The sequence below is a fragment of the Mesorhizobium sp. M0771 genome (assembly GCF_040320155.1).
GTDB lineage: Bacteria > Pseudomonadota > Alphaproteobacteria > Rhizobiales > Rhizobiaceae > Mesorhizobium.
Genome location: NZ_JAMYPC010000043.1, coordinates 1 through 10,546, shown reverse-complemented (window position 1 = coordinate 10,546; position 10,546 = coordinate 1). Strand labels below are relative to the sequence as shown.

At 62.3% G+C, this 10,546-nt stretch carries 12 protein-coding genes and 2 pseudogenes; 5 read left to right on the top strand and 9 right to left on the bottom strand.

From position 1 onward, the window contains the following. Window positions 1–397 precede the first annotated feature (397 nt). The 5 genes from NKI05_RS31455 to NKI05_RS31435 all read left to right on the top strand — a co-directional run bounded on the left by NKI05_RS31455 (window position 398) and on the right by NKI05_RS31435 (window position 2,844). Complete coding sequence (locus NKI05_RS31455; RefSeq protein WP_352765471.1) at window positions 398–910, top strand: DUF4142 domain-containing protein; 513 nt, start codon at window positions 398–400, stop codon at window positions 908–910. Between the two features lie 196 nt (window positions 911–1,106). After that, window positions 1,107–1,463, top strand: a complete 357-nt coding sequence (locus NKI05_RS31450) for a hypothetical protein (RefSeq protein WP_352765473.1) — start codon at window positions 1,107–1,109, stop codon at window positions 1,461–1,463. 39 nt (window positions 1,464–1,502) lie between these two features. After that, on the top strand, window positions 1,503–1,943 hold the full coding sequence (locus NKI05_RS31445) for a hypothetical protein (protein ID WP_023707404.1): 441 nt from the start codon (window positions 1,503–1,505) through the stop codon (window positions 1,941–1,943). Window positions 1,944–2,145: 202 nt separating this feature from the next. Beyond that, window positions 2,146–2,352, top strand: a complete 207-nt coding sequence (locus NKI05_RS31440; protein WP_352765475.1) for a hypothetical protein — start codon at window positions 2,146–2,148, stop codon at window positions 2,350–2,352. Between the two features lie 318 nt (window positions 2,353–2,670). Next, window positions 2,671–2,844 (top strand): DUF3606 domain-containing protein, encoded by a 174-nt coding sequence (locus NKI05_RS31435; protein WP_023700486.1) that lies wholly within the window; start codon window positions 2,671–2,673, stop codon window positions 2,842–2,844. Window positions 2,845–3,097: 253 nt separating this feature from the next. Here the strand turns inward: NKI05_RS31435 and NKI05_RS31430 are convergent, their stop codons facing one another. The 9 genes and pseudogenes from NKI05_RS31430 to NKI05_RS31390 all read right to left on the bottom strand — a co-directional run. Further along, window positions 3,098–3,265 carry a hypothetical protein gene (locus tag NKI05_RS31430; protein ID WP_155927361.1) on the bottom strand — a complete coding sequence of 56 codons (168 nt, stop codon included), beginning with the start codon at window positions 3,263–3,265 and terminating at the stop codon, window positions 3,098–3,100. A gap of 571 nt (window positions 3,266–3,836) precedes the next feature. Further along, window positions 3,837–4,129: pseudogene (locus tag NKI05_RS31425) on the bottom strand (Rieske 2Fe-2S domain-containing protein). A 27-nt stretch (window positions 4,130–4,156) separates the two neighbouring features. Further along, window positions 4,157–5,251: a fatty acid desaturase family protein gene (locus tag NKI05_RS31420; protein WP_023685252.1), complete on the bottom strand. Its 1,095-nt coding sequence runs from the start codon at window positions 5,249–5,251 to the stop codon at window positions 4,157–4,159. Window positions 5,252–5,369: 118 nt separating this feature from the next. Next, entirely contained in the window at window positions 5,370–6,545 is a 1,176-nt protein-coding gene (locus NKI05_RS31415) for an aldose 1-epimerase family protein (RefSeq protein ID WP_023673170.1), read from the bottom strand. Further along, window positions 6,539–7,336, bottom strand: a complete 798-nt coding sequence (locus NKI05_RS31410; protein WP_023689425.1) for an ATP-binding cassette domain-containing protein — start codon at window positions 7,334–7,336, stop codon at window positions 6,539–6,541. Before NKI05_RS31410 ends, NKI05_RS31415 begins: the two co-directional genes overlap by 7 nt. Next, window positions 7,333–8,337, bottom strand: coding sequence for an ABC transporter permease (locus NKI05_RS31405; protein WP_050586906.1), 1,005 nt, complete (start codon window positions 8,335–8,337; stop codon window positions 7,333–7,335). The genes NKI05_RS31410 and NKI05_RS31405 overlap by 4 nt, the downstream gene beginning before the upstream one ends. Before the next feature lie 61 nt (window positions 8,338–8,398). Next, the gene (locus NKI05_RS31400) at window positions 8,399–9,340 is read right to left on the bottom strand and encodes a sugar ABC transporter substrate-binding protein (protein ID WP_023673173.1); all 942 of its coding nucleotides are present in this window, start codon (window positions 9,338–9,340) and stop codon (window positions 8,399–8,401) included. 55 nt (window positions 9,341–9,395) lie between these two features. Further along, window positions 9,396–10,310, bottom strand: coding sequence for a sugar phosphate isomerase/epimerase family protein (locus NKI05_RS31395; protein ID WP_352765478.1), 915 nt, complete (start codon window positions 10,308–10,310; stop codon window positions 9,396–9,398). A gap of 26 nt (window positions 10,311–10,336) precedes the next feature. Continuing rightward, a pseudogene (locus NKI05_RS31390) lies at window positions 10,337–10,546 on the bottom strand (gfo/Idh/MocA family oxidoreductase); the annotation flags it as partial.

Here is a 10,546-nt window from a genome sequence, read left to right as displayed (position 1 = left end):
CGCCGGCCGGGCCAGCGGGCGCGTATTATATTAAGCTAGGTGCTGGGCCTATTTGCCCATCATCATCGCAGCTTTGCAGAAGTTCTCATGGGCCTGTCGGACAGGTCTGCCACGACGGCGTGACCCACGGCGACGGGTCGGCAAACAGCGCACTCCTGCGCATCCACTGGGCTTACGAAGTCGGTCGGCTGCTCTGCGATCATAGTGCCCTTATCGGAGAACCGCGCTGAGCTCCGCGCAGTCACCGGTCCTGCAATACGGCCGGATCTATGATCAAAGCGCTGAGCAGGAGCCATTCGGGGTCTACGCCTGCCGCCCGGTATTTATTGTCACAAAAAGGGGAACAACGGCAGCTCGGCCGTGTTGGGCCAGTTAAGCAATATTGCAGGAGCACAACATGCATTTCGTCAAAGTGCTTTTGGCTGCGATCGCCATCGGTCTCATCAGCCCGGGGGCAATGGCTCAGACCGCGACGACGTCCCCGCAGGAATTTGTCAAAGCAGCTGCGAGTTCAGACATGTTCGAGATCCAGTGGAGTGAGTTGGCGCTGCGGAAATCGAAGAAATCACGAGTGAAGGAATTCGCTCGCATGATGATCAAGGACCACACGAATTCTTCCAAGCGGCTCATTGCGGCGGCAAAGAAGGACGACGTCGCAGTGGCACCGGAGATGACAAGCAAGCATGCTGCCCAATTGGAAGCATTGAGCAACGACAGCAGCGGGGCGTTCGATAACGCCTACATCGACGCCCAGGTTGCAGCGCACCAGGAAGCCCTGACGCTGATGACCTCCTATGCGGAAAACGGTCAGGCAAAACATCTGGCGGCCCATGCGAAAAAGACCGCGCCGGTCATCCGGCAGCATTTCAAACATGCCCAGCAACTGAGCAAGAGCGGTTCTCAGGGCTGAGTGGATCTGGCCACGACGTTGGTTCTTCGCGGCGCTGTGGAGTCTGTGCCAACCCTCTGGCACTGCCTCCGCCCCCAGGGACGCTGCAACCTTCAAGCGGTCGTCGATGCAGGAACTCTAAAGGGTGCGTCGCTCAGGTAGTCCGGCGTGCAAGCACCAGCGTCGTCGAATTTGCCAAACGAACAGGAGACCTGACATGCCAAAGCAAAACGAGACCTCGCATTCGAGACGAAGTGACTTCGCCAATGATGAACCCATTCGCCCGGAGGATGCCGCCGTGTTGGACAGCCCCGTGGGCCACGAAGACAGGCACGGCGCGGAGCCAGGTTTCGTGGGAGCCGACGATGTCGACCAGCCGATCGGCGCAAGGCCCCGCAGCGAAATTACCGGTCGTCATGATGAAGGGGCAGGCGCCAATGAGACGATCGACGGCTTAAGCGAAACCGAGGAACTGACCCGCAGCTACGCCGAGGACATACCAACCGGTGACAATGATGAGGAGGAGGAAGACATCCCTGTCTTCGAAAGAGGCCGAAGCAACACCGAACTCTGAGCGCGCCAGGTTGAACCCCGCACGGTGAGGAACATGACAATGAGCACATTCGGACTTCGGGTTGCGTCTTTGGGGCTCCGGGCTTTTTTGGGACTGGCGGCCTCGCTGACTTTGGGCGTTGAGGCATCTGCGCAGACAAGTCAGCCCGCGCAGCAATCCGGCGACTCGTCGCAAACAGCCAAGCAGGGTCGACTGCCGGCGCAAGGATCGTCGCCGACCGCCAAGGATGATGTCGGCGTTGACGTCTCGCTCGGCCGGCCGGAGGTGAAGCAACAGGTTGCAAGACATCTGGGAGTGGCTGAGACCGAGTTGCCACTGGCGGTGCACGTGCCGATCGCGCTCGCTTCGCAAGTCTGCGGGCAAGAGGTATTTACCGCCCGCGCCAATGTAAACCGAAGCTGCACCGCGACGAAATTCATTCCGGAAATCGCCGAGGCGGCACGCAACCATCCACAAACCTCCGCGGTACCGGAGCAGTAGCACCGAAATGTCCGAACCCGGCGCGACGGTCGTGCCATGCTTACCCGAGGGTAGCGCTCCAACCCGGGGTAAATCAGCCAGCCCCACCGCCGTCTGTTTTTGGCGGCGTGCATGATGGCGTTCGCCGCCATCTCTTAACCAATGTGAATGCTGTTGCTCCGCAGCCACGCTACGAGATCCTGTCCGAAGCGGAGGCAGGCAGATGCCACTGGAATCCCTGATCGATCAATATGTGAGCAGCCGCAAGCGGCGGGGTCTTTTGTCGATACGGCATGCTCTCGAGGCGTTTAAAGAGGCCGTTCCGGCGCTGTCGATCGGCGAAAGCCATCTTGTCAATATGATCGCCGAGCGAGCGCTCGCCTTTGGCCTCGCCATCCACTTCGATCATTCCGGCGAGAATGCCGGGTAAGACATCCACGAGAGCGTCTGCTGATGCTACAGGACGAGGAACTCGGTGTTCGCGTAGCTTCATTGCCTGGTGGGCGGATCTTTCCGAGGCTGCTCCCATCCGTGTTCTGGGCGGGTGGTTAAAGTCGCCGAAGCGATGCCACGGCGTGCACCGAGCCCACCCCGGCGTTGGACAAGCTCCCCCAGCTTTCGCCAGTTGGAGCTTTCGTCTACTCGCAGCAGCCCTAGCGAGGCTCGATCAGCCTCCGCGTTGGGCGGTCTCGGGTTTTGCTCCAGCGGGCGGTTCGGGCCGGCGAATTGAGGTTGAAAGGAGAAGATGATGACGGACAACAAAACCGAGCGTGATTTTCGCGACAGGAACCGGGTCTCGTCCAACGAACGCAACGAACTCTTCCATTTTGCCCAGCAGAACGGCATCACGCCTGAGCAGGTGATGGAGCTCATCAAAGCCGCCGGGAATGACCGCGCCTCGTTGCGGCTGCGAAGGAATTGAAATCAGTTTCCCGGGGCGGCTCGCTTACGGCATGAAGCCTCGCTGCCGAGGAGAACCTTGAGCCGTGGTGAGAATTTGAGTGTAGCATCATCCTGACGCACACGCGGAGCAGGTCGAGCGTGAAAGTGAAAATTGTACCCCTGCCCAACATGCGGCAAGCGCTGGAGGTTCGAGGCTGCGCAGATCGGCTATGGTCACCCCGAACCATAATCCACTCCAACCCGAGTCCTGGACGCACGGCGTGGCACCGAGCCTACTTCCTGCCGTCGTTCAATAATAATCCCGCGCCGCAGTCAGCCAGCGAGATCACCGTCGTCTGCCGGACGCGTGTCGGCTTCCAAACTGACAACGCACAGCCTTTGTAGCGACGCTTTCCAGCCACGATCACCTGCGCAGCTTTGCCGCGCTCGCTGCGCACCAATAAATTCCATCTCCTTCCCTCACACTGATCTTGTTCAGGCGGTCGTTTTGCCGCTGCGGTAGGCGCTGTCCTTCCGCTTCGATCGCGGTAGCGCCCAGTATCAACGCTGCCAGATCAAACCGCACAATCAGCACCTCAAAGCTGATCAGCAGAAGCAGCAGTGAATCAGGACCTCCTCGATCAGGGTCAAAGGGCCAAGCACATATGTCTGGGCACGGTGACCGTGGCATAGCCGGCGCTGCAATGACGGCGTCGGTGCCCGTCTTGTGGAGCCGGAAAGCCCAACTTAGAAAACAGTCGGCGGTGCCGATCTCGAAGAAATTCTAGCCCGGCACGGTGAACAGGCTGGGGGCCGCATCGCGATCTAGGGTTCAGCACAACTCCGGCGGCATCGAGACGATCGACCTCAGCCCGGTCGGCGGCCCTCGGCCACGTCCATGACCAGCACGCGCAGCATGGTCAGCTGGCGCTTACCTCCATGGCGCGCCCGTCGGCGACGGTCTGTCTCTTTCGGCTCAGGAAAACGTCACTCTGAGTTTGCTAAACGCGGTGCTGGAGCGGTTACCACGCGTCAGATCTGGATCATCACCTTGCCGGCCTCGATTCTCATCGGATAGATCGCGAGCTTGACGCAGACCGGCGCGCCCTTGACCTGGCCGGTCGCAGAGCGGCCAATGTGCTTCAAGGCATTCGAAGACGTCGTCGATCACCAGCCCTTCGGCTAGATGCGCCTTCTCATGGGTCCAATATCCGTCGGTGGCGAAGAGCTCGTCATCGGGCGAGCGGCAAACCGCGAGGATCGAAGCAGATGACATCCTCTTCCTCGATGTCATCGACCGCGCACGCTTCAATCCAGTCGGCCATCTCCGGCTCCCGCACCATCCGCTATGGCTATTCAGCCGCCGCCGACATATCCACCTGGTGAAATTCGCCGCGATAGGGTCTGGCTGTCGGCGGCAATTCGCGCTTGAGATAAAAATCCTCGTACCGCAGCTGCTTCAGCAGCACCGGCCAGACCTCGCGATAGGCATGCCACATCGACGGGTTCGCTACCGGCAGGTCGTGCTTGATCAGCTCGTGCAGCCTCGGCAGCGCATGATAGGGCACCATCGGGAACATGTGGTGTTCGACGTGATAATTCATGTTCCAGTAGATGAAGCGGCTGACCGGGTTCATGTAGACGGTGCGGGTGTTCAGCCGATGGTCGACCACGTTGTCGGCCAGGCCGATATGCTGCAGCAACCCTGTCAGCACCATGTGCCAGCTGCCATAGAGGCGCGGCAGGCCGATCAGCACCAGCGGCAGCAGCGACCACGTGAACAACGCCAGCCCGACTGTCGCCGCATAGATGGCGACATGCCAGCGCGCAGCGATCACCGCCTTGTGCTGCTCCATCTCGGGGATATAGCTCTTCTCTTCATCGGACAGCTTGCCGAACGCCTGGCGCACCAGCGCCGGCAGCGAATAGCGGAAATCGAGAATACCGGTGAAGGCGAGCGCCGCCCGCAGCAGATCTGGGGGGCGCATGACGGCGATTTCGGCATCGCGGCCGACGATGATGGTATCGGTGTGATGGCGGGCATGGCTCCAGCGCCATTGCACGGGGTTGCGCATCAGCATGAAGCTTGAGATCTGGTAGACGACATCGTTCATCCAGCGCGTCCGGAACGCGGTACCGTGGCCGCATTCGTGCCAGCGCGAGTCGCTGGACGAGCCGTAAAGCACGCCATAGACGAACAGGAACGGCACCACCCACCACGTGGCCCAGAACCATACGATGCCGGCGGCCGACACCAGGATCGCGGCGACCCAGATGATCGTGTCGCGGATCGCCGGCCCGTCGGAGCGTTGCATCAACTCCTTGATCGCCTTGCGCGGGACATCGGTGTGATACCATTCGGCCGAAGCCAATCCGGTCTCAATGGCGCGCTTGGTGCTTTCACCGACCAGGCTGTAGTCGCGCTTCCTGCTTGCCGTCATCGTCATCTCCGCTTTCCCGCCTGCGCTCCGCAAGGGCCGCCTGGGGCCGGCCGGGCCGCGCCTGCTTCCGTATTCCGGCGCACTTCCCGCCCGCCGCGGCAACCGATCGTGCGTTTCAAGCCGGTCACGCCTGCAGTCTCGCAAAAGCGCCCGACGGCGCAGGGTAATCCTGTTGCGGCTGCCGGGCGATCGACCCTATCCTCGCTTCCGCTTGGGCGATCTGGCCGGCACCGTCGAGCACCCGGAACACGGCGTCATAGGAGCGGCTTTCGCCATGGTCCAGCCAGATCATCTCGCCCCGTTCGCGCGCGGCGAGATTGCCCAGAACATGATGCGTCGAAGGTTCGATTCCCAACGCATATAGGCCGGCCTGGAAGTTCTGCCACTGATAGGTGCAGGGCAGCTGATCCTTGCGGGTAACGACCTCGAAGCCGAGGCCCAGGTGGTCATTGACGACGGCCACCGGCACCTCGCCCGCCGCATCGGAGCCAAGCTCGTGCTCCCAGACCTGCTCGCTGAACCCCAGCTGCGGCGCCGGCACGGTTCGGTAGCCGACTTTCTGCGCCTCGTAGCGTTCGCCGGCGTGCGCCGCCCAGACGACATCCCGGATCGGCGCCAGGTAGCGCGAACCCTCGTCGAGCAAGGGATGGCTGACATTGACGTGATAGAAATACATATGCGGCGTGCGGCTGAAACCGTGATTGACGACGCGGTCCGACAGGCGGATCTCGCTGCCGCCGACATCGGCCTCGATGCGGCGCAGCAAATGGAGATCCTCGCCGAACACGGTTGCCTGCTGGACGATGCCTTCCGCCCACAGCACGCAGCGGTCGCCGTCCCAGGCCTCGCCGTAGCCGGTCAGCCGCGCCGGCACGGTGCCGATGCGGCCATGCAGCGAGTGCAATACCCGCTTGCGCCCGGGATAATTGTAGCTTTCGGCCGGCACGTCTTGCCGGCCCAGTATATGATCGAGGCCGCAGGTGACGAGCAGCCCCGAGAACGACCGGCCAAAGGCGAAACCGTCCTCCCCTTCATGCTCGTGCAGTCCGGGGTGGCGAAAGCCGCTCGGCGAATGCCAGCCGATCGCCTGGCCCCGGAAGTCGCAATCGGCGATATCAAGCGCCCGGTCGACCAGCGCCGTGAAGCGCAGGCCGGAGCCGGTGCGGAACTCGAGCATCCGGATGCCGCGCTCCACGCCGTCGCCGAGCGTCATAAGCCGCACACCGGCAAACTGCGACAGCATGCCGGACCGCTCGGCCACCTGCCTTCGCGACAGCGTCTTGCCGTAAAGCTCTACCATGCGACGTCCTTCACTTTGCCCGCCTCCTTGAGCAAGGCCGACATGTCGGCGCCGGTGATGATGCTTTCCACCGTCAACAGGTCGGTGTCGGCGACCGTCTGTTCCGCGACGATTTCGCCGCGGCGCATGACGATGATGCGGTCGGCGACCTGGAACACGTGGTGGATGTTGTGGGTGATGAGCAGCACCGAGTGGCCGGCGTCGCGCACCTCCTTGACGAAGCGCAGCACGCCGTGGGTTTCCTCGACGCCAAGATTGTTGGTCGGCTCGTCGAGTATGATCACCTTGGCGGCGAACTGCATGGCGCGCGAGATCGCGATCGATTGCCGCTCACCGCCCGAGAGCGTGCTCACCAGTGCATCGGCATCGAGCTTTTTCGAAATGCCGACCCGCTTCAGCAGCGCCGAGGCGGCGTTGCGAAGCTTGGCGAGATCGAGCGGCGCGAACACGCCGAGCCAGCCGAAATTGACCGGCTCCCGGCCCAGGAAAAGATTGCGCGCGATGCTGAGATCCGGCGCGAGCGATGTGTCCTGATGGATGGTCTCGATGCCGAGGTCCATCGCGTCGCGCGTCGAGCGGATCGATGCCTTCTCGCCGCGCACGAAGATGTCGCCGTGGTCGGCCGGGAAGACGCCGGAGATCGCTTTGATCAGCGTCGACTTGCCGGCGCCATTGTCGCCGAGCAGGGCAACCACCTCGCCTTCGTTGAGGGTGAACGAGGCGTTCTTCAGCGCACGCACGTTGCCGAAGGACTTTTGCAGGTCTTGCAGACGCAGCACTTCCATCGTCAGCTCCTTGCGGCGTTCTTCTGCAGCAAAGCGTGCAGGATGAGCATGGCGAGGATGATGACGCCGACGAAGATGTTGTATGCCAAGCCCGGCACGCCGATCAGCACGATGCCGTTGCGGATGGCGCGCAGCATCAGCGCGCCGACGATGGTGCCGAGGATGGTGCCGCGCCCGCCGGTGAGCGCCGTGCCGCCGACCACCACCATGGCGATCACTTCGAGTTCGTAGCCGGTGCCGGCCACCGGCGAGGCGGCCGAGATCCGGAACGCGCTGATCATGCCGGCCAGCCCGGCCACCACCGAGGTCAGGATGAACAGCCAGATCTTGACCGCGTCGGCCGGCACGCCGCGCGCCACCGCTGCGTTGCGGTTGCTGCCGATGGCGCTGATCCAGTTGCCGAGCTTGGCGTAGCGCAGGATGTAAATCGCCAGCAGCGACAGGCCGATGAACCACCAGAGCGAGGTGTAGAACCGGAACGAGCCTACATTGAAGCTGCCGGCAAGCAGCGTGACGAAGAAGCCGGGCTGGTCCCACGACTTCAGGGGGAATCCCTGCGTGATGTAGAGCGCCGCGCCGCGCACGACGAGCAGCATCGACAGCGTGACCAGGAACGAGGAAATGCCGATCTTGGTGACGATCAGCCCGTTGATGGCGCCGATCGCGATGCACAGCACAAGCCCGGCCAGGAGGGCGACGCCGATGTCGATACCGCCATTCTGCACCAGCAGCATCACCACGACGGGCGCAAGGCCGAACACGGCGCCGACCGACAGATCGAACTCGCCCGCCGTCAGCAGCAGCGTCATGCCGAGAGCGATGATGCCGAGCTCGGGCAGGAACGCCATCATGTTGGATATGTTGAGCGGCGACAGGAAGTTGCCGTCGGCGATGGCGAACACCACGAGCAGCACGATGAGGATGATGAGCGAGGAGAATTGCGGCGAACGCAGCAGCGCAGACCTGCCCTTCGCTCGCTGCGTGTCGTCGTCTGCTGTGATTGCCATATCTGTCAGGACCATGCGTTTCGTCCGGCGCCCGCCATTTCGGGGCGGGCGCCGATTGTCGTCACTTGTTGTAGAGTTTCAGGATCGGCTCGACGCTCGAGGCGTCGTAGAGGCTGAATGTGTGAATGTCGTAGCCGACCGGCTCGCCAGAGGCCGCAAGCCCGAGCAGCGCCACCGGCATGAAGCCCTGCGCCGACGGGTACTGCCAGGCCGCAGCATTGACGAAGCCGGACTTGACCGCCTCGGCCGTCTCCTTTGAGTTGCCCCAGCCGACGACCGGGACCTTGCCGGCCGACACACCGGCCCCGTCGAAGACGCGTTTGATGCTTGCTGCCACGGAATCGCCCAGTGCAATGATTGCCGGCGGATTGTTGGCGACCATGTAGTCGGTCATCTTGGCGATGATGCCGGCCGGGTCGGTGCCGCAATCGACCACGTCGTACTTGATGCCGAGCGGATCGAAGACGCTGGCGATGCCCTCGGTCTCGAGCTGCTGGTAGCTGGCGCCCGGCACTTCGACCGGCAGGAACACCTTGTCGCCCTGCTTCACCATCTTGTGGTCGACGAGATACTTGGCCCAGATGACGCCCGCTTCCCTGAGGTCGGCCCCGACATAGGCCTGCCGCCCGGTCGCCGGATCATCGGTGTTGAAGAACACGATCGGTATGCCGGCGGCCTTGGCGGCCTTCACCTCCTCCGTCCACAGGCCGGGCTGAGCCGAGGTGGTAGCGATGCCGTCCGGCTTGGCGGCGAGCGCCGAGTTGAAAGCCTCCTTCTGCGCCGCCATGTCGCCGCCGCTGAACGAGATCTTGCAGGTCACCTTGAGCTGGTCGCAGGCCTTGGTCGCGCCGGCATTCCAGTCGATCCAGAACGCGTCCGAAGGGCCACCATGCGACAGCAGATAGAAGGTCTTCTGGCCGTCCTGCGCGAATGCCGGCAGGCTCAAGGAGACCCCGGCTACCAGCGTTGCCGCGGCAGCCACTTTCAATGCGAATTTCAACATTCATTCCTCCCTTGGTTGGAGTTGCGCCGCCATGCGCCGGCGGCGCAACCGGCGCTCACAGCCCGTTGGCGCGGAACTTCCCGTCGAGGAATTTTTTCGCGCGCGGCACGTCGTCTTCCGAGAGATGCTCGATGATGACCGGGATGTTTGGGTGCTTTTCCGCCAGCCGCTGGAGATAGAGATCGTAATTCAGCGAGCCCAGCCCGGGCGCCGGCAGCTCGATCTCGCCGACGCCGCGGAACGTGTGGCTCTCCATCGCATCCTCGTCGCCGATGTCGGCATGCTTTTCCGACTTGTCGCTGCCCGAACGCTTGACGTCCTTGGCATGCGCGATCTTGATCTTGTCGGTCAGCGTATCGAACACCTGGTTCAGGATCTGGTCCATCCGGTCGATGTTGTGGGTTTCGAAATAGTTGGTCGGATCCATCAGCAGGCCGAGGCCCGGATGGTCGACCTGGGCGAACATCTTCACCGTCTCCTCGACCGAACCGACGACATTGTTGACATAGGTTTCGAGCAGGAACACCGCCCCATGGTCGTAAGCCGTCTGGGCAAGCTCGGCGATCACCTTGCGGCATTCCTCGAATCCTTCCTCGGTCTTGTTCTTGGGGTGATGCACCCAGTCGGATTCGGTGTTGTAGGTGCCGGTCTCCGAGATCACGTAGGGCGAGCCGAAGGCGCGCGCATTGCGGATGATTTCCTTGAGATAGCCGACGCGCTTGTCGCGCTCGACTTTATCGGGGTGGATAATGTTGGTGTAGCCCGACACGCAGCAGATCGGCAGGTTGTTGTCGCGGAAGACGTCGCGCACCTGCTTGGCCTTTTCCTCAGTGATCTGCCCGGCCGACAGATCGACATCCCTAAAATGCAGGTCGAGCTGCACCGTGTTGAAACCGAGCCCGCGGATCTTCTTCGCCGTCTCTTCGAGCCCGTACGGGAAATAGCCGGTGAAAATACCTGCCTGCATCATGATGTGAATTCCTCCCTGTAAGCGATTCAGTTGGCTGATTTTATCGAGATTTCGGAAAGTTTGACGGTGCGGCCCTCGTCGATCGAGCGATAGCCGGCTTCGACCAGCGCCATCGTCTTGACGTTGTCGGCCACCGATAATGCCGGCGGCGCGCCTGTCTTCACCGCATGCTGCAATTGCTCCATCACGCCGATGAAGGCATGCGGGAACCACATCGTGTCCCAGCTCGGGCTGAC